Source organism: Adhaeribacter soli (assembly GCF_008727925.1).
GTDB classification, from domain to species: domain Bacteria; phylum Bacteroidota; class Bacteroidia; order Cytophagales; family Hymenobacteraceae; genus Adhaeribacter_A; species Adhaeribacter_A soli.
Genome location: NZ_VTWT01000002.1, coordinates 482,964 through 506,405 on the forward strand (window position 1 = coordinate 482,964; position 23,442 = coordinate 506,405).

At 44.8% G+C, this 23,442-nt stretch carries 26 protein-coding genes, 1 other RNA gene and 1 pseudogene; 21 read left to right on the top strand and 7 right to left on the bottom strand.

The genetic code is table 11. From position 1 onward, the window contains the following. Window positions 1–102: 102 nt before the first annotated feature. The 3 genes from F0P94_RS05445 (at window position 103) to F0P94_RS05455 (ending at window position 1,984) form a co-directional block, all read left to right on the top strand. Entirely contained in the window at window positions 103–1,092 is a 990-nt protein-coding gene (locus tag F0P94_RS05445; RefSeq protein WP_150902802.1) for a toll/interleukin-1 receptor domain-containing protein, read from the top strand. Window positions 1,093–1,254: 162 nt separating this feature from the next. Then, window positions 1,255–1,752 (top strand): DinB family protein, encoded by a 498-nt coding sequence (locus F0P94_RS05450; RefSeq protein ID WP_150902803.1) that lies wholly within the window; start codon window positions 1,255–1,257, stop codon window positions 1,750–1,752. 10 nt (window positions 1,753–1,762) lie between these two features. Next, the gene (locus tag F0P94_RS05455) at window positions 1,763–1,984 is read left to right on the top strand and encodes a hypothetical protein (RefSeq protein WP_150902804.1); all 222 of its coding nucleotides are present in this window, start codon (window positions 1,763–1,765) and stop codon (window positions 1,982–1,984) included. 177 nt (window positions 1,985–2,161) lie between these two features. Here F0P94_RS05455 and F0P94_RS05460 read toward each other — a convergent pair whose 3' ends face one another. Beyond that, complete coding sequence (locus F0P94_RS05460; protein WP_150902805.1) at window positions 2,162–3,154, bottom strand: helix-turn-helix transcriptional regulator; 993 nt, start codon at window positions 3,152–3,154, stop codon at window positions 2,162–2,164. 138 nt (window positions 3,155–3,292) lie between these two features. Here F0P94_RS05460 and F0P94_RS05465 point away from each other — a divergent pair, with 138 nt between their 5' ends. From F0P94_RS05465 to F0P94_RS05515, 11 genes and pseudogenes are all read left to right on the top strand, one after another. Next, window positions 3,293–3,628, top strand: coding sequence for an ArsR/SmtB family transcription factor (locus F0P94_RS05465; protein WP_150902806.1), 336 nt, complete (start codon window positions 3,293–3,295; stop codon window positions 3,626–3,628). A gap of 6 nt (window positions 3,629–3,634) precedes the next feature. Continuing rightward, window positions 3,635–4,099: an SRPBCC domain-containing protein gene (locus F0P94_RS05470; RefSeq protein ID WP_150902807.1), complete on the top strand. Its 465-nt coding sequence runs from the start codon at window positions 3,635–3,637 to the stop codon at window positions 4,097–4,099. Window positions 4,100–4,105: 6 nt separating this feature from the next. Further along, a complete protein-coding gene (locus tag F0P94_RS05475; RefSeq protein WP_150902808.1) occupies window positions 4,106–4,501 on the top strand; it encodes a DoxX family protein in 396 nt (131 codons plus the stop codon). An 18-nt stretch (window positions 4,502–4,519) separates the two neighbouring features. Further along, window positions 4,520–5,086, top strand: coding sequence for a DUF4256 domain-containing protein (locus tag F0P94_RS05480; RefSeq protein ID WP_150902809.1), 567 nt, complete (start codon window positions 4,520–4,522; stop codon window positions 5,084–5,086). Between the two features lie 204 nt (window positions 5,087–5,290). After that, complete coding sequence (locus F0P94_RS05485; protein ID WP_150902810.1) at window positions 5,291–6,166, top strand: alpha/beta hydrolase; 876 nt, start codon at window positions 5,291–5,293, stop codon at window positions 6,164–6,166. Between the two features lie 78 nt (window positions 6,167–6,244). Next, window positions 6,245–6,355 (top strand): DUF4256 domain-containing protein, encoded by a 111-nt coding sequence (locus tag F0P94_RS05490; protein ID WP_150902811.1) that lies wholly within the window; start codon window positions 6,245–6,247, stop codon window positions 6,353–6,355. Between the two features lie 132 nt (window positions 6,356–6,487). Continuing rightward, window positions 6,488–6,718 (top strand): DUF433 domain-containing protein, encoded by a 231-nt coding sequence (locus F0P94_RS05495; RefSeq protein ID WP_150902812.1) that lies wholly within the window; start codon window positions 6,488–6,490, stop codon window positions 6,716–6,718. Next, entirely contained in the window at window positions 6,715–7,071 is a 357-nt protein-coding gene (locus F0P94_RS05500; RefSeq protein WP_150902813.1) for a DUF5615 family PIN-like protein, read from the top strand. Before F0P94_RS05495 ends, F0P94_RS05500 begins: the two co-directional genes overlap by 4 nt. Before the next feature lie 308 nt (window positions 7,072–7,379). Next, window positions 7,380–8,735, top strand: a complete 1,356-nt coding sequence (locus tag F0P94_RS05505) for a DUF4932 domain-containing protein (RefSeq protein WP_191906930.1) — start codon at window positions 7,380–7,382, stop codon at window positions 8,733–8,735. Between the two features lie 97 nt (window positions 8,736–8,832). After that, window positions 8,833–9,012, top strand: a pseudogene (locus tag F0P94_RS05510) (DUF4256 domain-containing protein); the annotation flags it as partial. 225 nt (window positions 9,013–9,237) lie between these two features. Continuing rightward, a complete protein-coding gene (locus F0P94_RS05515; protein ID WP_150902816.1) occupies window positions 9,238–11,022 on the top strand; it encodes an ATP-dependent nuclease in 1,785 nt (594 codons plus the stop codon). A 119-nt stretch (window positions 11,023–11,141) separates the two neighbouring features. Here the strand turns inward: F0P94_RS05515 and pheT are convergent, their stop codons facing one another. From pheT to radC, 3 genes are all read right to left on the bottom strand, one after another. Further along, a complete protein-coding gene (pheT, locus tag F0P94_RS05520) occupies window positions 11,142–13,556 on the bottom strand; it encodes a phenylalanine--tRNA ligase subunit beta (protein ID WP_150902817.1) in 2,415 nt (804 codons plus the stop codon). Window positions 13,557–13,703: 147 nt separating this feature from the next. Then, a complete protein-coding gene (locus F0P94_RS05525) occupies window positions 13,704–14,324 on the bottom strand; it encodes a DUF1684 domain-containing protein (RefSeq protein WP_150902818.1) in 621 nt (206 codons plus the stop codon). 204 nt (window positions 14,325–14,528) lie between these two features. Further along, window positions 14,529–15,248: a RadC family protein gene (gene radC, locus F0P94_RS05530; protein WP_150902819.1), complete on the bottom strand. Its 720-nt coding sequence runs from the start codon at window positions 15,246–15,248 to the stop codon at window positions 14,529–14,531. 138 nt (window positions 15,249–15,386) lie between these two features. On the opposite strand from radC, the gene F0P94_RS05535 reads away from it, so the two are divergent. From F0P94_RS05535 to F0P94_RS05560, 6 genes are all read left to right on the top strand, one after another. Then, complete coding sequence (locus F0P94_RS05535; protein WP_150902820.1) at window positions 15,387–16,637, top strand: metallophosphoesterase; 1,251 nt, start codon at window positions 15,387–15,389, stop codon at window positions 16,635–16,637. An 84-nt stretch (window positions 16,638–16,721) separates the two neighbouring features. After that, window positions 16,722–17,006 (top strand): hypothetical protein, encoded by a 285-nt coding sequence (locus F0P94_RS05540; RefSeq protein WP_150902821.1) that lies wholly within the window; start codon window positions 16,722–16,724, stop codon window positions 17,004–17,006. Window positions 17,007–17,166: 160 nt separating this feature from the next. Further along, entirely contained in the window at window positions 17,167–17,808 is a 642-nt protein-coding gene (locus F0P94_RS05545; protein WP_150902822.1) for a hypothetical protein, read from the top strand. A gap of 141 nt (window positions 17,809–17,949) precedes the next feature. Next, window positions 17,950–18,585 carry a carboxypeptidase-like regulatory domain-containing protein gene (locus F0P94_RS05550; protein ID WP_150902823.1) on the top strand — a complete coding sequence of 212 codons (636 nt, stop codon included), beginning with the start codon at window positions 17,950–17,952 and terminating at the stop codon, window positions 18,583–18,585. 599 nt (window positions 18,586–19,184) lie between these two features. After that, a complete protein-coding gene (gene uvsE / locus F0P94_RS05555; protein WP_150902824.1) occupies window positions 19,185–20,075 on the top strand; it encodes a UV DNA damage repair endonuclease UvsE in 891 nt (296 codons plus the stop codon). Window positions 20,076–20,163: 88 nt separating this feature from the next. After that, entirely contained in the window at window positions 20,164–20,340 is a 177-nt protein-coding gene (locus tag F0P94_RS05560; protein ID WP_150902825.1) for a DUF3606 domain-containing protein, read from the top strand. A gap of 155 nt (window positions 20,341–20,495) precedes the next feature. On the opposite strand, the gene F0P94_RS05565 is transcribed toward F0P94_RS05560, so the two are convergent. The 3 genes from F0P94_RS05565 to ssrA form a co-directional block, all read right to left on the bottom strand. After that, entirely contained in the window at window positions 20,496–21,947 is a 1,452-nt protein-coding gene (locus tag F0P94_RS05565; protein ID WP_150902826.1) for a DNA integrity scanning protein DisA nucleotide-binding domain protein, read from the bottom strand. A 129-nt stretch (window positions 21,948–22,076) separates the two neighbouring features. After that, the gene (locus tag F0P94_RS05570) at window positions 22,077–22,553 is read right to left on the bottom strand and encodes a DUF4112 domain-containing protein (protein ID WP_150902827.1); all 477 of its coding nucleotides are present in this window, start codon (window positions 22,551–22,553) and stop codon (window positions 22,077–22,079) included. A gap of 148 nt (window positions 22,554–22,701) precedes the next feature. Then, window positions 22,702–23,072: a transfer-messenger RNA gene (ssrA, locus tag F0P94_RS05575) on the bottom strand. A gap of 161 nt (window positions 23,073–23,233) precedes the next feature. Here ssrA and F0P94_RS19605 point away from each other — a divergent pair. Further along, the gene (locus F0P94_RS19605; RefSeq protein WP_191906931.1) at window positions 23,234–23,398 is read left to right on the top strand and encodes a hypothetical protein; all 165 of its coding nucleotides are present in this window, start codon (window positions 23,234–23,236) and stop codon (window positions 23,396–23,398) included. Window positions 23,399–23,442 lie beyond the last annotated feature (44 nt).

Sequence of the window (23,442 nt, forward strand, 5' to 3'; positions counted from 1 at the left end):
TAACTATTAGTTGTTACTAAAATAAAATTATATTTGAATTAGCACCTAGCACTCTGATATTGCAGACCTCCATTTAAGGAGAAACAAACCATCTATTAAACTATGAAAATTTTCATTTCACATTCGTCGAAAAATAAAGATTACGGAAATACACTTGTTGACCTTTTGATATCAACTGGCGTAAATAGCGATGACATTATATTTACAAGTAATGATGCACATGGAATCCAAACCGGCAAAAATATATTTGATTGGCTAAAAAGCAGAATCAGTGAAAAACCATTTGTAATATATTTATTATCACCTGATTATTATAAAAGCGTTGCCTGTTTAAATGAAATGGGCGCTGCTTGGATAGTTGAGAATAATCATGCAATGATTTTTACTCCAGACTTCGACTTGAATTGCTATGAGTTTCAGAATGGAGCTCTTGACCCAAGAGAGATGGGCTTTTATATAAATAACGAAAACCGAATGCTTTTATTTATAGAAGCATTAAAACCTAAATTCTCAATAACAAACAACAATGTCTTAATAAATCAAAAGGTGAAACAGCTTATTGAATCTATTAAGCCATTCCACACAGATAGAACGGATTCATCAAATTTCAGAACAATAGAATCTATATCTACCGTAGAAAATGCACTGATAGGAAAGTTTGAAGGGCGAGCACTAGACATTTTAAAAAGCCCTATTGATAATATTACAACTGATGGGAAATCAAGATTTTATTCGGACTTATTTGAGGGGAAACTAAAAAAGGAAGAGGCTTTTCTAGCGAGATATATTATAGATACAGATAGATTTAATCTTGGAACTGGTTGGCAAGAATCAGGTGAAATTGAAAGAATTAAAACTTGGGAAGATATCAATTGCTTTGAAAACATTTTATCAAACAATTACCATAGCGTAATAAAAAGACTTGAAATGAAAAAATTACTTCTTGTCTCTGAGGTAACAAGTCATGGAAATCCCAAAGAGATGTGTTTAGTGGAGAATTTTGCAAATGAACTTCTTGATCCAAGTAAAGTACTCCTCGATAAATTGAATGAAATTGTCACTACTACTCAAAACGAAGAATTGCCTTTTTAATAATATTGAATCCTGCAATTGTAAAAATGGTTAAACCGCTTCCCCAGCAGTTTAACCATTTTTCATTTTACCCCTTTCCAAAATTCCCCAAACCCTGCTGACAAGCCGTTGTCATTCGTCGGTGGTAGTTTTGTTCCATACTTCAAAAACCAATAAAAAATTATGGAAAACACCTTAGAAAAAACCCCAACTACCGCTTCTTTTATTTCCCCTGCTAATATGCTGGCGCACTGGCTGGGCCACCGCAGCGTTACCCGCAAGGTAATTGCCGCTTTCCCGGAAAAAGAACTGTTCGAATTCTCCATCGGCGGCATGCGGACGTTCGCAGCGATGGTACAGGAACTTTTAGCCATCGGGGCACCAGGTATGCGGGAAATCGCGATGGAAACCGGCGAAAAACTAAACGAGGCCATTAAAGAAGCCAACTCCAAAGAAAATATCCTGCGTTTATGGGATGAATCAACGGAAGAAATTACCCGGCTTTGGGCGCAGGTTCCGGCAGAGCGTTTTAACGAAAAGATCGTAGCATTCGGGCAATACGAAGGTACGGTTTGGTCCACCATTCTTTATTATATCGATAACGAACTCCATCACCGCGCACAGGCCTACGTGTATTTACGCGCGTTAAACATTGAGCCGCCTTTTTTCTACGCAGGTTAATGCTGGCTTTATGAAAACAGTACTGGTATTTAAAACGTCGGTGGTTACGGAGCAACAGGCCGGCCGACTAAAACCCGTATTGGATAAGCTGATGCATGCCCGCGAAAAGTGGAACTTCGACTTGGAAGATTGCGACCGCATTCTCCGGGTCGAAGCTTTTACCTTGCGGGCTTCGGTGGTAATTGCAGAGCTGAACCGGGCCGGGTTTTTCTGCGCTGAACTGGAAGATTAATTTCCTTGGCAAAGATTCCCCCTTTGAAGCAGGGACGTTTCATTCTGGCTAATGACTATCCCCTTGAGGGGATTATAGGGGTGTTAGCACGTTTTTCGATAAATTCTGCAGGAGTAAACACCCCTCCAACTCCCCTCAAGGGGAGAGTCCTTTATAGCAAACTTTCTTCCAAAGAAGTTAAAGGACAGCGTAAACCTCTTCGGTTGACTTCTTCAGGTTGGCCGCAGCTTTTTCCAGCAGTTCCCCTACCGTTTCGCGGAAGCTTTCCGGCGAAACGATCTCCGCGCAATCGCCGAACATTAGGTACCAACGCGCCAGACCTTCGGTGCAGCTGCTGGTTTTAAAGGTCATTTCCACGTGGTCGGTCCGAATTATTTCCGAAACAAAGCCGTAGTATTTCCTTCCCGATTCCAGGTACCGCGCCGCTTCTTTGGTTACTCTTAGCACCACTTCGGTTTCGCCGGCGGGAATTTCTGTTTGTTTCCGGTAAGCTTCTACGTTTTCGTGCTGCCGGGTGAAGGGTTGATCGGTGCGTTTTAAGCCTACCATGCGGTCGGTGCGGAACTGGCGGTAACTCTGGCGCAGGTGGCAATAGGCCATGATGTACCAGCGGTTATTTTCGTTGAACAAACCCACCGGCTCAATAATACGGTGCGACGTTTCTTCAGCATACCCGGTTCGGTATTCCAGCGCCACCTGCTTTTTTTCGGCAATACTGCTCATAATAATGCTCAGCGCATCGGGCGTATTTTCATTAAAAACCTTGGCCGAATTGTTTACCCAAACCTGCGTTTCAAGGGTGGCGATCTGGTCTTTGGTATTGGCCCGCAGCACCGATTTCACCTTAAACATGGCCGATTCGAAACTGGCGCCCAGACTGCGGTCGCTGAATTTCTGCATCAGTTTTTCGGCGGCCACAAAGCTACTGGCTTCTTCGGGTGTAAACATGACCGGCGGCAAGCGGTACCCATCCAGCAACGAATACCCCACGCCCGCTTCTCCGGTAACCGGCACCCCGGAAGCTTCCAACGACCGGATATCGCGGTAAATGGTCCGCAAACTGACTTCAAAACGGTCGGCGAGTTCCTGCGCCTTCACCACCCTGCCCGATTGCAGGTGAATCAGAATGGCCACAATGCGGTCGAAGCGGTTCAGGGTTTCGGTATCCATAGACAGGCGGGTTAGCTTTTCAAATTTAAGGAAATAACGTTCCACTCTTCCCTAAACTGATTAAGGTTTTAAAATTTTTAGCCAACTAATTGCGTAGCCAAATAACTACACATATATTTGTAGTCAAATAACTACACAATGAATTTAAGACGCGACGTTTTCCAGGCCATCGCCGACCCGACCAGAAGGGCCATTTTGCTGCTGGTAGCTTCCCAAGCCATGACAGCCGGCGCCATCGCCGCCAATTTTGACACCGCCAGACCTACCGTTTCCAAACACCTGCAAATTCTTACCGAATGCGAATTGCTGAAACAGGAACAAAACGGCCGTGAAATTTACTACCACCTGAACGCTAAGAAAATGAAAGCAGTAGCCGATTTTCTGGAGCCTTTCCGCGAATTGTGGGACGATCGTTTCAATAAACTGGAAGCCATTATGAAAGCGAAAATGCAGGAGGAACAGAAGAAAAAATAAAACGCTATGGAAAAGAAAACAAAAATAGCTGCCGAAGACGGCAAGCAGGATTTGGTCATTACCCGGGAATTTGAGCTGCCGCTGGAATGGCTTTTCAAAGCCTACGAAGACCCCGAAATTGTGGCGCAATGGATGGGCACAAAAGTGCTGAAACTGGAAAACAAAAAACACGGCAGCTGGCAGTTCGAAACCACCGACCCGAAAGGAAACAAACACGGTTTTAACGGTACGATCCACGAATTTGTGCCGAACCAGAAAATTACCCGCACTTTCGAAATGGAGAATACGCCTTTTCCGGTGCAACTGGAATTCCTGGAATTTGAATCGCTATCGGAAAGCAGCAGCAAACTCACCATGCACATCGTGTACAGGTCGGCGGCCCTTCGTGATCAGATGCTGGCCTTGCCTTTTGCGCAGGGCATAAATATGGCGCACAACCGCCTGCAGGAAATTGTAAATAAGTTAATATAAAACGCTATGGAAAAGAGAAACAAAATTATTTATTGGGTTGCTACCTGCTGGCTGGCCTTGGGAATGCTTTCTACTGGAATGGTGCAGTTGTTAAAAGTAGATTCGGAAGTGGAAAATATTACCAAACTGGGTTATCCGGTTTACTTTTTAACCATCTTAGGAGCCTGGAAATTGCTGGGTTCTGCCGTAGTGCTGATGCCCGGATTTCCGTTACTAAAAGAATGGGCATATGCCGGCTTTTTCTTTGCAATGTCGGGCGCAACTTTTTCCCGGATCATGGCGGGCGATCCTATAAATGAGATCTTTCCTTCTTTGCTTCTGCTGGCTTTAACCGTAATTTCCTGGTATTTCCGGCCAGCCGATAGAAAAGTTAACTTTACGCCTTATGCCTCACTACAATAAAATAGAACTATAAACATTATGAACACCGATACAAAAACCTTAGCTGAAGATCAATTGGGAGAACTTCTCAACACGTTGAAAGCCCGTTTCGAAAAAAATATGAACCGCCATGAAGGCCATTCGTGGGCAGAGGTTGAAGCTAAGTTAGGAGCCAGCCCGGAAAAATTGTGGTCGCTGCATGAAATGGAAAGAACCGGCGGTGAGCCCGATGTGGTTGGTCAGGATGGAAGTACGGGCGAATTTATTTTCTTCGATTGCGCTGCAGAAACCCCAAAAGAACGCCGCAGCATTTGCTATGATCACGAAGCACTGGAAGCCAGAAAAGCCAATAAACCGGAAAACAGCGCCATGATGATGGCCGAAGAAATGGGCATTACGCTTTTAACCGAAGAGCAGTACCAGGAATTGCAGCAACTGGGGAATTTCGATACGAAAACCTCGAGCTGGCTGCTTACTCCGCCTGCTGTCCGGAAACTAGGTGGTGCCATTTTTGGTGATCGGAGGTTCAACCGGGTTTTTGTGTATCACAACGGGGCGGAATCTTACTATGCTGCCCGCGGGTTTCGGGGTTGGCTGCAGGTTTAGGTTTTACTGCTCTTTCCTTAGAACTCACATCCCCGGCCTATTCCCTGACAGGCTGCAATTTTTGCACTTCAGGCCAAGCACCTTCGTTTTGTCGGAAAACAGGACGGGGTAAAGGCTTATACAGGCCAAAGTGATAGACAGATTAAACTGGCCAGGTCCGAAACTTTCGTGTTTCAGAAATCTGAAAAATTAAACTACCTGAGAATGAAAAAAATTACTACCGTTTTATTGCTGACGCTGTACGCTACCTTGCTCTTTGGCCAGGCTAAAAAGGCCAAACAAAAAGAAAACAGCAAACCGTTTGTGCTTGGCGTAACGGAAGAAGTTCAATCAAAAGTATTGGGCGAAAAACGGACGCTGAACATTTATCTTCCGGAAGGGTACAATCCGAAAGACACTACCAATTACCCGGTAATTTATTTGCTCGATGGTTCCGCCGACGAAGATTTCATTCACATTGTCGGGCTGGTGCAATACAACAGTTTTGAATGGATAAACCGCGTTCCGAAATCCATTGTAGTCGGCATTGCAACGGTAGACAGAAGAAGAGATTTTACTTTCCCTACAACCATTGAAAAAGACAAAAAAGCCTACCCCACTACCGGCGGTTCCGATAAATTCATCGCTTTTATAGAAACCGAATTACAACCTTTTATCCAAAGCAAATTCAAAACCAACGCTTCCAAAACCCTTATCGGGCAATCGTTAGGCGGACTTATAGCGACCGAAATCTTATTTAAAAAGCCGGCTTTATTTACCAAATATGTAATTGTAAGCCCTAGCTTGTGGTGGGACAATGGCACCTTATTAAACCAAACTCCGGAAACCATTAAAGCGGTATTTAACCAGCCAAAACAAATTTACATTGGCGTAGGCAAAGAAGGCCTAACTTCTATCGAAAATCCGCACGTTATGGAAGTTGATGCCAATATTTTAGCCGACAAGCTTAAAACCGCCAATAAAAGTAAAACCTCGAACGTCTTTTTTGATTACCTGCCGGAAGAAGATCACGCTACAATTATGCACCAAGCAGTTTTGAATGCGTTTAAGGTTATTTATTCAAACGGGAAACTGAAGTAATCCTTATCTGCCTATTCCCTGAAATACAGTGTTTTTGTAATGTTCACTTTCCGGTTTGTTGAGTAACAAGCCAGGGATGTGAAGAAACTCCGCCAAGCCATCGTTTGCGATCGCCGCTACAGCCAGGTTTTCACGTATCACAAGGGGGCAGAATCTTACTATGCGGCCAGGGGTTTCGGGGATCGTTAAGAGTGTGAGATTTACTTTAAGCTCCTGAATTGTTGCTAATGCACAAAGAGAGACATTGCTGGGATTGGCGAAGGTTGGAGAAGTAAACCAATGAAAGAAGAACGGCCAATGGAAAATTTCGTAAATTGAACCATGGAAGATTTATTAAGCCGCATCACCCTGAATCCGGAGATTTGTCACGGTAAACCGACAATCCGGAATAAACGCTATCCGGTAGACCTCATTCTGGACCTGCTAACCTCCGGCATGACGGAACAGGAAATTCTGGAAGATTACCCGAAGCTGGAACGAGAAGATATTCTGGCCTGCCTAGCCTATGCCGCTCGTTTAACCAGAACCAAAACCTATTTCAAAACGGCATGAGGTTTCTGATTGATGCGCAATTGCCATCAAAGTTATGCGAGATTCTGCAGAAAGCCGGTTTTAGTGCTATTCACGTAGATGCTTTACCCGCCGGTGATGAGACTTCCGATAAAGATATTGCCACTTATGCCGATCAACACAATTTAATTGTGATCACCAAAGATGGGGATTTTTACCATTCGCACATGATCCTTAGGCAGCCTCAAAAGTTACTTTTAATTACAACCGGAAACCTAAAGAACCGCGCACTCTTCGACCTCTTCCGGGCAAATGCTTTAGTCATCAGAAACCTGTTCGAAACCTGCCATTATGTGGAGATGACTAATGATAGTATTATTGGTCATGAAGGGTAAAATCTGATATCAAAATCAGGATAGCGAACCATTCTACCAACTTGATGAGATTTTCGCTCCGTTCGAAATGACAATAAAAAATGGTTAAACAACTTCTTCAGCGGTTTAACCATTTTTTGTTTTTGGCCTTTTAATTTCAATTTTGAATCACGTTTCTAAATTGCTTTTCGAACCGCTTATTGTGAATTTAACAACGATAAAACCTTCTTTTACCTGAATAATGCTATATTTGAACAAAAATAAAGGTTTATCTGGCTGATATATTTATGTTTTCGATCCAATAATTACTGACTAATAAAATAAGCTTTTTGAAAAAGTTTTTACCATTAATAATTGTAATTTCTACTTCCTGCAGTTCTAAAATCTATAAGCAGAAACCCGCCATTAGAAGCTTAAAGACTGAAACTTTAAGTGTTAATTACCAGGGGCTGCTGGTACAGACCCTGGAAAGTAAAAACATCAACGAAGACACGATCCAATTTGATTTTACTTATTGGAACGGCTGGAAAGATTCGAAGTTTTATTCAGAAAAAGATACCGTTTTCATTACCAATAATGGAATTGAGCGGGAATTTATTAACTGGATCAGCGGGAAAGACACTACCGTGCTGGATATTTACAAACAGTTTAACCCTGGCACGTATGATGCTCATTACAAGGCAAAAAATCAGGGGAAAGTAAATGTTACTATTCCGGAAGTATATGAACTTACCCAGATTCTGTTTGCCCTGACAGACCATGCAAAACCCGGTTTGGTGGACCGGAACACGGAATATTATAAGCGGGTACAAGCTTACTTTTCACCATTCAAAAACCATCCGGTTTTCAAAAAACTCCAAACGGAATTAAATAATGACCTTTATATTAACCTCCGGGAAAACAGCGCAGCCTATTTATTCGATGGTCAAAATATAGTTCTCTCCCATACCTATTCGGGCTTCAGAGCCAGAGACAAGTTTAAAAAGCTGTTGCCGCTTATCCAGGATTTTGCCTTAAAAAGTGACTTCCAGAACTTCTATAAGCAAGAGAAACCCTTTTATGAAAAGCTGGAATCGCTTGAGTATGAAAATGCCCAGATAAAAGAAGCCTGGGATTGGCTGCAAATTCAATTCCCTTCCAGAGTAGATGCTTATCGCATTATTATGAGCCCCTTAGAAGGAGGCTGGCACAGCATCCGCTTCTTCGAAAATAATAATTTCAAGGAGAATATCATCTTTATGTCGGCCCCTCCGCTTATAAGTAAAGACCAGGCTGGCCCCGGCATAAACGATGCTTTGGTTTTAAGAAGGATCTTTACGGAGATGGATCATAATTACGTGAACCCTACCTCCGATAAGTACTTGAAAGACATAAATGAGGCAATGTCGAACGTTGGAAAGTGGAATATAAAAAACAGTTACAGAAGCCCTTCCGAAACCTTCAATGAGTATATGACCTGGGCAGTTTTCGGGTTATACATTTATGACCGCTTTGGCGAAGCTACCTATAATAAGGTTGTATCGCAGCCAGTAGATTTTATGGAGAAAAACCGGGGCTTTGTAAAATTTGGCGATTTCAATAAGTACTTGCTCGAATTGTTTAAGAAACACAAACAAGAAAAAAAGGTGGTTGAACTGTATCCGGAAATACTAAAGTGGGTTAAAAATGAGAATTCTAATAGCTAACAATACTTTATAAAATCATTAGAAACTATTCCCAAAACAAAAAAAATGGTTAAACCGCTTCATCAGTAGTTTAACCATTTTTGTTTTAAGGCCTCCCCTATTGCAGTTGGGCAAGTTCGATACGAAAACCTCGAGCTGGGTGAAAACGCCGGCGGCCATCCGAGAACTGGGCGGGGCTATCTTTTGCGACCGCCGCTACAACCAGGTTTTCACGTATCATAACGGGGCGGAATCTTATTATGCCGCCAAGGGATTTCGGGGTTCGTTGCGGGTTTGAGTTTCGTTGCTTAGAAGTTTTGAAGCCTCTCTTTTTGGGAGGCTTTTGTTTTTGCATTTGTAAAAAGTTTTAAAATTAACGGGGTTTTGGAAGGTTTGTTGAAAGTGAAATTATTTATCGTTCAGAATTTACAACACAATTCATATTGTAATTTATAGAAAGAAAACTATATTTGATTCGAAAGACTTACTTTCAAAGGGACTATTTAAAATATATACAAGGTAAATGATTCTTAAAACTATCCACATCAAAAGGTTTAGGTCAATCATTGATTTAAAGCTTGAATTAAATACAAAAAATAATTTTGCTACCATATGTGGATCAAATAATTCAGGTAAGACTAATGTTCTTAAAGCATTAAATATCTTCTTTAATCCTTCAGAATACATTTTAAAAGATGATGTTCCAAATCATAAAATTGGGTCACGAGGTGGTGCGACATATCCAGAAATTTCATTAACCTTCGTAAAAGGAGATACAACACATTTAATTAAAAGGTCTTTTGGCGTTGACGGAATCCAATCCGAAGAATATGAAAAGGTCACAAATAATCTTGGAAAACCAGTAAAGTCAAAACAAGATCCGAATGAAATTATAAAGCTATTAGGACATATTGAGTTCTTCTTTATTCCTGCTATAAACATCTCTTTTCCTACCTTGATAAATAACTTAATTGATGACGTTTATGAATTGGAATATGAAAAAACAAGGTTTTATGGCCTAAAGAAAGATTTGAAAGATTCATTTGAAAAATACACATCTGGGCTTTTAGAAATATTAAACAAACTTGCTAGTGAAATAAACCCCATTTTTAAAGAATTTAATGACAACTGGAGCGTAAGTTTTGATAATACTTCAGATATTAAAAAATTTAAAGACTTAATCTCAGAGGATATAGAGTTTTATTTAAATGATTTTTCAAACAGAAATATTCAAGGTAAAGGATCAGGGCTTCAAAGATTAGGGTACATTTTACTTCACAGTAAAATTATCTTCAAACTTAAAAAGAAGAACGTAATTCTATGTATCGATGAGCCAGATGTTTACCTTCATCAAGGACTTCAAAAGAAGTTACACAGCCATTTATTAGATATTTCAAAAAAGCACCAAGTAATTATTACTTCTCATTCTCAAACCTTTATTGATTGCTATAAATTAGACAATGTTTTTCTATTAGATTTAGAAATTGGTGAAGAAATATTTTACCAAAGGTCACAAACAAAATATCACCCATTAAATACGACCTTAGTAAACATAAAAGAAGATAATGGCCTAAAGAAAATCAGAGAATATTTAGGCATTACAGATGAAGATTATGAGCTATTAGAAAACTACAATATTATAGTTGAAGGGGAATCTGACAAAAAATACATAACAGAGTTATCTAACTTTTTTGGCATAGATGTACCTAATATTATTTATTCTGGAGGTGCAACAAAAATTGATAAATATTTGGAGTTTTATGAGTCATTCTATAAAGACCGAGATTTCAAACCTAAGATCAGAGTCCTTTTTGATAATGATGATGAAGGCAGAAAAGAATATAATAAACTTAGGAGCAAAATCAATTCTTTGAGGAATATTAAAGCAACAATTGAATTCGTTCCTAACTGTTTTGGCGAGCTCCCTAATATAGAGGACGTTAAAGCTAATAAAGTAAAATGCAATTTCGAAATTGAAGATTTCGTTTTCCCAGAAGTTTTACATTTCCTTTCAACGGAGATAATGAAGAAGATTGAACTTAATACATTCAAATTCACCGCTCTAGAAAAAAAAGTTAAAGCACCAGCTTTTAAGGAAAAAGGTGTTCTTTATAATATCGAACTATTAAAAAATGATCTTAATCTTGAAGAAGGTGTAAAAATTGACTTTACTGGAGAACAAGCCAAAAATGGAATGGTAGGTTTGTTCAAAATTAAAGGCAGCAAAAAGATGGGAGAATTAATACAAAATGCAGATATAAAATATCCAGAAGTAAAGAAGTTCTTAGGAAAAATACAAAAGGCATAGAACCAATTTGACCTATCTAATTAGGAATTAAGCTTCTTTCAAGAAAAACAAATTACCCTTAAAAAAATGGTTAAACCGCTTTCGCAGTTTAACCATTTTCCATTTTAAGCCCTTCAAACTTACTTCCTAATAACCGCGCCGAGCTGCTTTTCGAACTGCTGCATCAGGCGGCTCATCGTGCTTTCGATGGTTTTGTCGGTGAGGGTTTGCTGTTTGTCCAGGAGCGTGAAGCTGATGGCGATGGCTTTTTTACCAGCTTCAATTTTGTCGCCTTCGTACACGTCGAACACGTTGATGTCCTGGAGGAGTTTGCGTTCGGTGCGTTCAGCGATCTGTTTTATCTGCTCAAAGCTTACCGTTTTATCCAGCACCAAAGAAAGGTCGCGGCGCACTTCCGGGAACTTGGCCAGCTCTTCGAAAACGGCGTTGTCTTTGTAGTTGCGGGTCAAATATTCCCAGTTCAGTTCGGCGTACCAAACCGGTTCTTTCACGTCGGCCTGCTTGGCTACGGCCGGGTTTACCAGCCCGATGTGCGCCACGGTTACGTCGTTCTTCAGGTAGGTAATGCCGTCGGCTAAATATGCGTGTTCGGTTGGCTTGGTAGTGAAGTTGCGGGCGTTGAGTTTTACCAGTAAATTCTGTACCGTTTCGGCCAGTTCGTAGAACGAGGTTTTGCCGGAAGGCTGGCGCCAGGTTTCGGCGGCGGTGTTGCCGGTGACAAATAGAACCAGTTGCGTCTGCTCTTTATATTTGCCGTTTTCCTGCCAGTAGATTTTGCCGAATTCGTACATTTTCAGGTCTTTCTGCTTCCGGTTGATGTTGCGGCGCAGCGTTTCGAGGCCGGAATAAACCAGCGTTTTGCGCATCACGTCCAGATCTTCGGAATTGTAGTTCAGAATGCGCACCAGACTTTCGTCGCGGTTTTCGGTACCGTTTTCGTAGTATTTCGAATCGGTGAGCGAGTTGGTCATAATTTCGTGGAAACCCTGGCTCGAAAGCTGGTTCGAAATGGTGCTTTTCAGCACTTCCGGGTCCGGGTGCGGGAATTGCGCCAGGAAACTCGCCGACAAATTCGGTTTCAGCTCCACGTGGTTGAAGCCGTAAATGCGTAGGATTTCTTCCACCACGTCGGCTTCGCGTTTCACGTCTACTTTGTGCGGCGGCACGCTCAGCTGCAAATGGCTTTCCGATTCGCCTTCAATTAAAATATTCAGGTCGGTGAGGATGCTTTTGATGCGCTCCACGCCAATGTACTGGCCAATTAAGCGGTGTACGCGGTCGATGTTCAGCGCAATTTTGAAGTTCTCGATCGGCTGCGGATACACGTCCACAATCTCGGAAGTAACTTCGCCGCCGGCAATTTCCTGGATGATGAGCGCCGCACGTTTCAGGGCGAAAATAACCATGTGCGGATCGGTGCCGCGTTCGTAACGGAACGAAGAATCGGTTTTGATGCCGTGTCCCTGCGCCGTTTTCCGGATATGCTCCGGCTGGAAATACGCCGACTCCAGGAAAATATTGGTGGTTTCTTCAGTTACGCCCGCTTTTTTGCCGCCGAAAACACCCGCAATTACCATCGGTTCTTCGGCGCTGCAGATCATCAGGTCAGTAGCGCGGAGTTTGCGTTCCACGCCGTCTAAGGTTACAAAAGTCTGGCCTTCGGTAGCTTCCTGCACGATGATCTTTTTACCGGCAATTTTATCGGCATCGAAAGCGTGCATCGGCTGGCCCAGTTCGTGCAGCACGTAATTGGTCGCATCCACCACGTTGTTGATCGGCGACAAACCAATGCTTTTCAGCCGGTGCTGCAACCACTCCGGGCTCTCCCCTACTTTCACTCCGCTGATGCTTACGCCCGCATATCTCGGACAAGCTTCGGTATTGCGAACTTCCACCTCGATTGGGGCAGAGTTATTTTTTACGTGGAAAGCGCTGATGTTCGGCAGATTAGCTTCGGTTTTCAGCAAAGCCTGCAAGTCGCGGGCCACGCCGAAATGCGAAGCCGCATCGGCGCGGTTCGGGGTTAAGCCAATTTCGAAAACGCTATCGGATTGCAAACCAAAGTAATGCGCGGCAGCCGTACCGTTCGGCAAATTCGTATCGAGCACCATAATGCCCGCGTGCGACGCTCCCAACCCAATTTCATCTTCCGCACAGATCATTCCTTCGGAAGCTGCGCCGCGAATTTTCGATTTCTTAATTTTGAACGGTTCCCCGGAAGCCGGGAATAATTCCGCGCCTACGGTTGCTACCACCACTTTCTGGCCGGCTGCTACGTTCGGGGCGCCGCACACGATCTGGGACGGTTCCGCTTCGCCAATGTCCACGGTGGTAATGCTCAGTTTATCGGCATCCGGGTGTTTTTCGCAGGTCAGCACTTCGCCGATCACGATTCCCTGTAAGCCGCCTTTAATGCGGTCGTATTGTTCAATTCCTTCCACTTCCAGGCCCGCGCCGGTCAGCAAAGCGCCAATTTCTTCGGCAAGTTTATCGGTAGAAATGAATTGTTTAAGCCACTCGTATGATATCAGCATTTTTTTAGACGCAAGATGTAAGACATAAGATTTAAGACTTTTGAAGCTTTGCTTCTTTGACCAGACAGGAAAATCCTATGTCTTAAGTCTTGTGTCTTAAATCTGATTAACCCGTAAAATTAGCTATTTCCGCAGAAAATTCCGGTTTTACTTGGTGAAGTTCTTTTCGCCGGCGGGTATTTTTATGGGCAGGCGGTTTTCTTTTGGCGGTACCGGGCAGTTGTATTCGGCATTGTAGGCGCAGAAAGGATTGTAGGCTTTATTGAAATCTACCTCGATGCCGGCGGCATTTGGTCTGGGCATGGGCAGGTCTAAAAAGCGGCCGCCGCCGTAGGTTTCGAAGCCGTTGGTTCTATCGGTAAAGGGTACGAAAAGCTTGGGTGTGCCTTCTTCGTTTACTTTTTTGAACAACGTGAGTTCGTAGGGTTTATCGTCTACTTCGAAGGTGGCTTTACCGAATTTCAGGTAGGCTTCCGGTTCGCCACCGGTCATTTGCATGGGGTAGGTTTCCGGGTTTTCGTACACTTCTAGGTCGGCTAAGAATTTGTAATCCGGATTGGTCGGGAAGTAATCGAGGCTGTCGAATTTGGGACGCAGGGCTTCATCTAAGGGCGAATTGCGGCCTTTGAATTCGCGGTTTTTATCCCGGCGCACTTTCTGGATGCTTTGCAGGTACTGACTATTGTTGAAGATCAGATCGCTGAGGAAATAAACGGCTATTACGCCCAGGCCTAGCAAGATGATCCAGGTTTTTAAGCTTAAACGCATACGGTTTCGGAGAATGGGTTCAGGCAAAGATACGGGTTTTACCCCACCCTGCCCTCCCCTAAAAACAGGGGAGGGTTCAAAAACGTAGCGCAGGGTTTAAACCCTGCGCTACGTTTCAAATTTAAAAGCCCTGTCTCTTCTAGAATTTCTTAAATCCTGTCCAATAAAAAGCCCTCCCCTGAATTAGGGGAGGGTTGGCTGGGGTCACAGCAACCCTTCATCGGCAAAGCTGTAGTAATCGTTGTCGGTGAAAATGATGTGATCTAAAACCGGCAGGTCGAATAGTAAACCAGCTTCTTTTACTTTTTTGGTGAGGGAAATATCGGCGGCGCTGGGTTTGGTGTTGCCGGATGGGTGATTGTGCACCAGGATAATGGAACTGGCTAAATTCTCTAAAGCGTGTTTGAAGATGATCTTCGGGTCGGCTACGGTGCCGGCCACGCCGCCGCTGCTGATGCAGATCTTTTTCATGACCACGTTGGCGCGATTCAGTAAAATGATCCAGAATTCTTCGTGCGGCAGGTCGAGCAGGTGCGGTTTAATGTAGTTGTAAATATCGGTGCTGCAGGTAATTGTGGTGCGGGCAGCAGCAGCCGTTTCCTTTCTTCTCCGGCCTAATTCCAATGCGCTCACAATGGTTATGGCTTTGGCTTCGCCGATGCCGTCGAATTTGGTGAGCTCTTTAACCGAAAGCTTGGCCAAGGCATTCAGGTCGTTGCCTACCCCGTTCATGATCAGTTTCCCAACGTCTACAGCGGTAAGCTTGGTGGTACCGGAACCGATCAGAATCCCAATTAATTCGGCATCACTTAAAGCGGCTTTGCCTTTGAGCAGGAGCTTTTCGCGCGGACGGTCGTCTTCGGCCCAGCTTTTAATACCTAAAGTGGGGGTGTAAGCATTTACTTGTAAGAGGTTTTCAGCCATAAAAACACTACACTAATTGTTATAAGATATTTCGCTTCGTAAATGCATTCGGTGGCAAATAAGTTCACGAAACATCATGAACCAGGCAGGCTGCCTCGCGTATTCAGGCTATCTTATGGGTTTTAGCTTCAGCAGGGAATGTCATCGAAATTCTTCTATCTTCTTGTAGTCAGTGCATTGCTTTTCCTGATCGACTTTTATGTTTTTCAGGCGGTACGCTTGGCCTGCCAGAACTTTTCTGCCGGCGTGCAGCGCGGCATTTTTTCTTTTTACTGGCTTCTTTATGTGGTAACCGCAATTACCTTTATCCTGGCTTCACTTACCCGGGGCACGCCGCCGACGCCCTTTAAAACTTACCTGGCCAGCTGCCTGCTGATCTTTTTTTCCTTCAAGCTGGTGGTTGTGGTTTTCCTGCTGCTCGACGATGTTAGCCGGCTCGTGCGATTCATTGCAGCTAAAATCACGGCGGAACCGGCAGCAGATTCGGAAGGAATTAAAATTCCGCGGAGCGAATTTCTGAGCAAGCTGGGTTTACTGGCCGGCGCGATACCGTTTACCGCGCTTATATACGGCATGGTAAAAGGGGCATTTCAGTACCAGGTAAAGAAAGTAGTCATAAAAGCTCCGAACCTGCCGGCCGGATTTCATGGCTTTAAAATGGTGCAGATCTCCGACCTGCATACGGGCAGTTTCCGCAACGATGGCCCATTACGAAGGGCGGTAAGCATCATCAATAACCTGGAAGCCGATATTGTTTGTTTTACCGGCGACCTGGTGAACAACGTTGCCGATGAGGTGCAGCCTTACATTCCGGTGCTGGGGCAGATCCGGGGAAAAATGGGGATATTTTCGGTTTTAGGAAACCACGATTACGGCGATTATGTGAGCTGGGACACCCGCACGGCGAAGCTCGAAAATCTGGAACGGCTCAAAAATTCGTATGCCCGCATGGGCTGGCGGCTGCTGATGAACGAGCACATTCCGCTGGAACGAAATGGTGACCAGATCGCGCTGCTGGGCATCGAGAACTGGGGCATGCGGGCAGGTTTCCCGAAATACGGCAAAATGTATAAGGCTTACCCGGGAAGCGAAAAATACCCGTTCAAAGTGCTGCTTTCGCACGATCCTTCGCACTGGGACGGGGAAGTGAACCTGAAATACCCGGACATCGACCTGATGATCTCGGGCCATACGCACGGCATGCAGTTCGGCGTGAACCTGCCCGGTTTTAAATGGAGCCCGGTGCAATACGTGTACAAGCAATGGTCGGGATTATATAAGAAGGGCAGCCAGCATCTGTACGTGAACGTTGGACTGGGTTTTCTGGGATACCCGGGAAGGGTTGGGTTTCTGCCGGAAATCACCTTGTTCGAGTTTCAGAGGGCCTAACGAAAAAGTACAAAATACAACAATACCACAGCCGGTTGCGTAAGTAGCGCTACGATATCATTCTCAAACTCAATCTTTAAAACTATGAAAAAGCTGTTTTTAATCATATTCGGGGCGGCGGCCTTCACCTTCCAATCCTGCATTGGCAAAGACAGCACCGCTGATAAAGACAACGTTATTGACGATGGTATGGAGACTTCGGAAAACACCCTAGGAACCGGCAGTACACGACCAAGCGATGTGCACGGCGAACAGGCGCGTAAACCTTTAAAAAGTTCTACTACCGAGGGGTTCGACACCGTTAATACCGAAATGGGCAAAAAACCTATTGAAACCGGAATAACGCCGGGCAATGAAAAAGAAAGATAAAGGTTAACCAGGTCAACCTGACCCTTAAAAAGCAGACCATCCGGAGAAGAAATAAAACTGACTTTTTCCCTGATTTTGATACCCTTTCTCTGCTTGCCGGCGTAGGCTGAGCAATTGCGTTGCCTTTAATTCCTTCACAAAACTAAATCAGCATAAAATTATGAAAAAGATCATGTTCCTTGCCTGTTGCTTCGGCGCTTTGTCGCTGGCTTCGTGCAGTAAAACTGAAAAAAAAGAAACTGAAACCGTTATTGTTACTGAAAATACCGATGCCGAAATCGGCATGGCCCGCAACGATGCTTTTTACCGCGAACGGGCAGGGCAAGTAACCAGCCAGATGGCGAGCGACCTGAAATTCGACAACGATACTTCCACCCAGAACCATATTGAGGATGTGTATTATAACCGGGCCAAACGCCGCAACGAAGTCCGGGAACGCTACCGCAACGACACGACTGGCATGTACGTTGAAATGAAGCAGATAGACCTGGATACGGACAAAGAATTTCAGTCGATCCTGAAGCCGGAGCAATACGAGGTTTTTGAAGCGCGTCGCACCACGTATTACGGCGGCTTCGAGGAAGCCGATACGCCAAGCCCGGGCTACCGCGATACTTCCGGTTCGGTCACGAACCCGAACGCCGGAACTGCGGGCACTCCCCTATCGCCTAATGCCAAGGTAAAAACCAAAACCGAAAAAGACGGCGATACCAAAACCGAAATAGAAGACGGCAAAACTGAAACCAAGATAAAATCGGAAGCCGACGGGGATGCCAAAGTAAAATCACGGACGAAGGAATAAAGCAAAATAATTATGCTGTTATACCCGTTTAGAAAAAAAGGCCTGCACTTTAAAGGTGCGGGCTTTTTTGTGAAACAGGCCGGCTGTTTTTCTTCCTAAAACTACCGTTTCAAGGCTTCAAGATAATCCGTACTTTTGTATATGCTGCGTTTCCTGGTTTGTATCTGTTTTCTGGTAATGGCTGGCCAGGGGTTTGGGCAAACCCAAAAGCCTGCGGTTACTATCAGCGGCCGGGTGGTTGCAGACAGTACCCTGGCTCCCTTGCAGGGCGTTTCGATAGTGGCCCGCCCCAGCCGTTTCGGGACCATAAGCCAGGCAAACGGCGCTTTCCAGTTAAAGGCCAATCCCGGCGATACACTTGTTTTCAGTTCCGTGGGCTTTGAAAATGGCAGGTACGTGGTTACCCAAAGCCCGAACCAGGTAATAAAAGTGGTGCTGAAGGAAAAAAGTACCTTGCTCAAAGAAGTGGAAGTTTCTACCCGCCCTTCGGCCGAAAAAATTAACCGGGCCTTGCGCAATATGAAACGTCCTCCGGAACCAGACCCGATAAAAGCCCCGCCACCGGCCAAACCGCTCATTGCAGAAAAACCTACCGTCGAAATAAAACCTGCCGCTTTCAGTAATCCTGCCTCGTTCCTGTATGAAAAATATTCGCGCGAAGGAAAGGAACGGCAGAAAATGGAGGAGATCCAGCAGGCTAAAAAGGATTCGGCTTCGCGGAAGAAAGAAGCGGAATATGATAAGTTGTTCTTAGACCGGAACAAGCCGTTTAAGTAATATTTTACTGCAGGCTTTTAGGTTGAATTCTGCTTAAACTGTAGAATTACGCTAAATTATTTTGTCATTCTGAACGATCGTCAAGAGCCTTGTCGGAATTTAGTAATATCTATTCTACTGAGAGCCGACGAGGTCCTTCGCTGTGCTCAGGATGACGCAATATTTTCTGCAGTTTCTAATTACGTCATGGGGGAGCAATTGCGAAGAGCCTTGTTAGCTTTTGAACTTCACTGTTTTTTTTCAAGCACATAACCTACCGTTTTTCGGTCATTCCGAACGGAGAGAGGGATCTCCTCAAAATAGTAGTGCAGTTTACTTTTTTGGCTTAAAAGACTACTGTTTATCTTTGTGAAACTGTTAATGGTGTTTCAAATAAAAAAAGAACCACCCCTGCCCCTCCTTGAAAAGGAGGGGAGCTTTCAAAACATCAAGCTGATACAAAACGCTGACCGCTCAGAAAGGGAAACAAAATCCTAAAAATTCTGCAATTGGCTCCGCCGAACTTCGTTTTCTGTTAATTCTGTAAATTCTGATTCAGACAAATTTTTCCTAAAACAAAACGGGCCGCTCGTGGTTAAAGGAACAACTTTCTTTTTACTATGAAAATCGGTTACCCTTGTATCAACCAAACGCTGGATTGCACTTCTTCTTCCACTTTCAGATTAGCTTCCTTTACCGAAGAACGTTTTCTGCAGACGGTGGCTTCGAACTTTGCCTGCCTGCAACGCATTCTGCAATATAATGTAGAAAATGACCTGCTGTTTTTCCGGATGAGCTCCGACATGGTGCCTTTCGCCTCGCACCGCATTTGTACGGTAGACTGGCAAATGCATTTTAAGGGAACGTTGGAAAAGATCGGCCGCTACATCAAGAATCATAACCTTCGTATTTCCATGCACCCGGATCAGTTTGTGGTTCTGAATTCGCCGAAACCGGAAATTGTGGAGAACAGCGTGGCCGAACTGGCTTACCAGTGCGCGGTTATGGATGTAATGCAGCTGGACAGCACGGCGAAACTGCAGATCCACGGCGGAGGCGTTTACGGCGATAAACCTTCGGCCATGCAACGCTTTATCCAAACCTATCAGTTACTTCCGGAAAATATAAAGCACCGCCTGGTGGTGGAAAACGACGACCGCTTGTACAGCCTCCGCGATTGCCTTTACCTGCACGAACAAACCGGCATTCCGATCCTGTTCGATAATTTTCATCATGAATGCCTGAATAACGGCGAACCAATGACGGACGCCTTGCAAATGGCGGCGGCAACCTGGAAGGAACAGGACGGCGTACCGATGATGGATTACAGTTCTCAGGCCTACGGCCAGCGCAAAGGCAAACACACCGACGACATTGTAGAAGAACTCTTCCGTAATTTCCTGCTCGACCTGGGTGAGCTGGATATGGATATGATGCTTGAGATCAAGAACAAGGAAATAAGTGCGCTGAAAGCCGTACAGATTGCCCGAGACATGCGATTACTGGTTTAAGTACCATTATTATCCGTGAATAGCCATGTAAACGAATAACTGCTGGTACGAAACTTGCGTATGGTAGGCAGGATCAATTACTATAATTATGAATACGCATCAGCAGGAGACTTACCGGGAAGAAAACAAACGCATCAGTCTGGAACAAAACTATGAGATCCGTTACTGGACCAGTACCTTTCATTGCACCAAAGAAGAACTTTGCAAAGCAGTTGGCAAAGTAGGCTCCAGTGTGGAAGCCGTTAGAAGAGAGTTAATGCGCTAAGCATGCTCACACCCATTCCTTTATAAGTAACAAGACTAAAGTAATCACATAATTTGAAAGTAAACTTGACTGGAGATCATTCTGAATTATAGACTCTTATGTATTCTTAGTCTAGATACTAATATCCAGATACCAAAGTCCTTTTACTTAATTCTTCACACTGCCCTTATTACATTTATCAAACCATCTTCGGAAAGCACTACTGCCAGGCAGCGGTAAATACTCGTTTCCACGTACCGGATAGCCGAGTTATACCGCGCCCCCCGGGCAGCATCGCCCCTTTCCGAAGCCAATCCGTCCAGAATTACCCCAATGGCATGGCAGGTACCTTCGGTATCGAGGAGCAGCGCGCCGTCTATCTGGGTAAGTAAACGGATAAAGCTGGGCGAAATAGCCACCGGCGCCAGCGTAAACCCCTGTTTGGCCAAACGGGCAGCTTCGGACCGGGCTCCTTCCGAAATTACGATCATGGTGCCGTGGCGCAAGCGCGTAACTTCGTGAATGAGCAGCCAGAGCTTCTGCACGTTCTCTTCGGAAATACCGGCAAAGGTGTGGCAGATATCGTTGCGGAATTTTTGCTCATCGAGCTGCCCTTTCGGGAGGCTGGGCAAACCGTAGGTTACCCGCATCATTACGTGGCCGGCATGTACAAATTCCCAGGTATAATGTTTGGTAAAATTCACCTGAAAAAGCTCCCCTTTGCTGAAATCGTGGCCGGGTTTCATGCTTCCCAAGCCATAGACATACACGGAATCGGAAAGCAGGCGCACGTTGCCTTCGGCCAGTTCCAGCAACTTGCGCACCGACCGGTAATCGCGCATGGAAACCGGCGTATCGAGCTTAATTAACTGATAAATATCCGGATGGTCGCGCCGGGCCAGCAGCATGGAGCCTACTCCTTCGGTTCCTTCGTAACGCAAAGAGGAAATGGCGTTACAGGCATCGAACAAGCCGTGGTTGGTACTGGATGGCGTGTACATAAAACGTTTTCCGGCCGCGCGGAGCACCTCGCTGTAATCGCGGTCCAGGATGCTTTTTCCGGAGGCATAATCGGCATCGCGAAGGGCTTTTCCGCAATCGTTCAGGTATTCGGCAACGGTGGCTTCCAGCAAAGAACCTGGGGCCGCTACATGCCGCCAGGCCGGCCGGTTTGCCAGGGCGTAATGACCAAAATATGCCTCCTTGTTAAACTGCAGCACTACAAATACCAGGAAATCGTTTACCCAAACCGGGCAGGAGGCAAAGGCCACCTGGTTGCTTTCGCGGTCTTCGTTGATTTCATTTAAAATAACCTGCAGGTTTTTGCGAAGCAGTTGCTGGTGGTCGAATTTTTCGTGGCTGTCGTGTTCGGGTAAATGTCCGGCGGTTTTCAGGCTTTCCATTTCGTACCGTTCGAAGCGCAATATCAGCTGCACCATGGGGTCGAAGAGGCTGACCGGAAATCGTAAATCGCTGGGTTCCAGCTCTACTTTCAGGTTTGCTGTTGGCTTCTTATGTAAAAACCCGATCAGAAAGACATCAGGCTTCAGGTTCCGGTCTATCCCGGAAAAAATGCCATCGGCGGCCAGCTGGGCCGAAACCCGGAACAAGGTTTGATTATACCACATCAGGTCGTAAAGGAGTTAGCGCCAAAGAAGGAAAACGGTAGGAAAAACGGGTAAAACCTAAAATCCTGACCTGAACTCTTTACTACTGCTTTGGGATTTCGGTTACTTTTTTGTTCAATTTCAATACCCTTACCACTGCTGCTGGAAGTAATGATAGACCCAGGAAATCACTTTTATTAACCCATACATTACCAATCCTAAAAAGAGCAGCATGGTAATTATTACGGCTGCCAGGAATCCGTTGCCGGCGCCCTGGTATTTTCCTTCCTGGTAATGACGGCGAAGCAGGCGTACATTTTTATCGTTGGCCTTATAAGTAAAATCGAAAATGGCTCCTACCAGCGGAATGCTGCCAATGATAAGGTCGAGGATTATGTTTACGACCATGCGGATAACCACATTGCGGCTGGCGCCATGCCGGGCCATGGTAAGCACCAGCGCGCCGGAAACGGCAAACGTAGAGATGTCGCCCAGAAAAGGTACCAGCCCCAGGATGGGGTCAAGCCCGAAGCGGAAGTTTGTTCCGGGCAATTTGAACTGGCTATCCATGAGGCGCGAAACGCTTTCCACCCATTTTAACTTTTTGGCATCGTCGGCAACAGACATAGTATGAAGCAGTTTTTTTCATTTCTGCTTACGGTTTTATGGAAAAAGGTTGTGCGGTGGGTTTGCTAGCCTGGAATAAATGGTACTTTAAAGGCATAAAAAAACCGCTACCAGTTCTCTTGCGAAACCCGATAGCGGAAAAAAAATTTGGTGGAGTAGCAGGGATTCGAACCCTGGTCCAGACAAGGAAACCCTCGCGCTTTCTACATGCTTAGCTTCCAATTGGTTTTCGAATAAGCCCAGGCTGGATCAAACCTATGGACTTACCTTATCTGCTTTGGTTTCGCTTAGGCGCCGCAGCTTCACCTAAACTAGTTCTACCTTTCGATGCCCCTGATGCAAGCGTAGTAAAACGGTACTCTTGCGGGACAATGGCTTATGCGTTAATACCTAGATTAAGCAGCCATAGCGTAGTTAGACTCGCCGATTATTGTTCGAATGACTTTTTAACAGGAGATTCATTCAACTCCCGACATGCTTACACGGAATCTGCTCAAGCTGTCAATTCCGGTCTACCCCATTAAGTTAAAGAACGTTCTACCTTTACGGCACAAAGTCTGCAAAGATACTTTTTTCTATCAGAAGTATAACGTTTATTTCGGGGTAAAAAGTTTCAGGATAAACAAACCATTCTATGTCATGAAAGTTTGCTATATTGCCTTACCAAAACACCAAGAGTTATGAAAAGGACCTGCCTCCTCCTTGCCCTTACTGGTATCTTACTTTCAGCATGCAGCGATAAAAAGGATGCCCCAGCTCCGCAGCCACCAACGGCTAAACTGGAAGGTAAATGGCAACTATATTGGGCAAATATTCGCTCTACTGGTGGTGAGGAAGTAACGTAGGCAAACAACTCCTTAATTTTAGATTTCGTTCCCAGCTCGTCGGT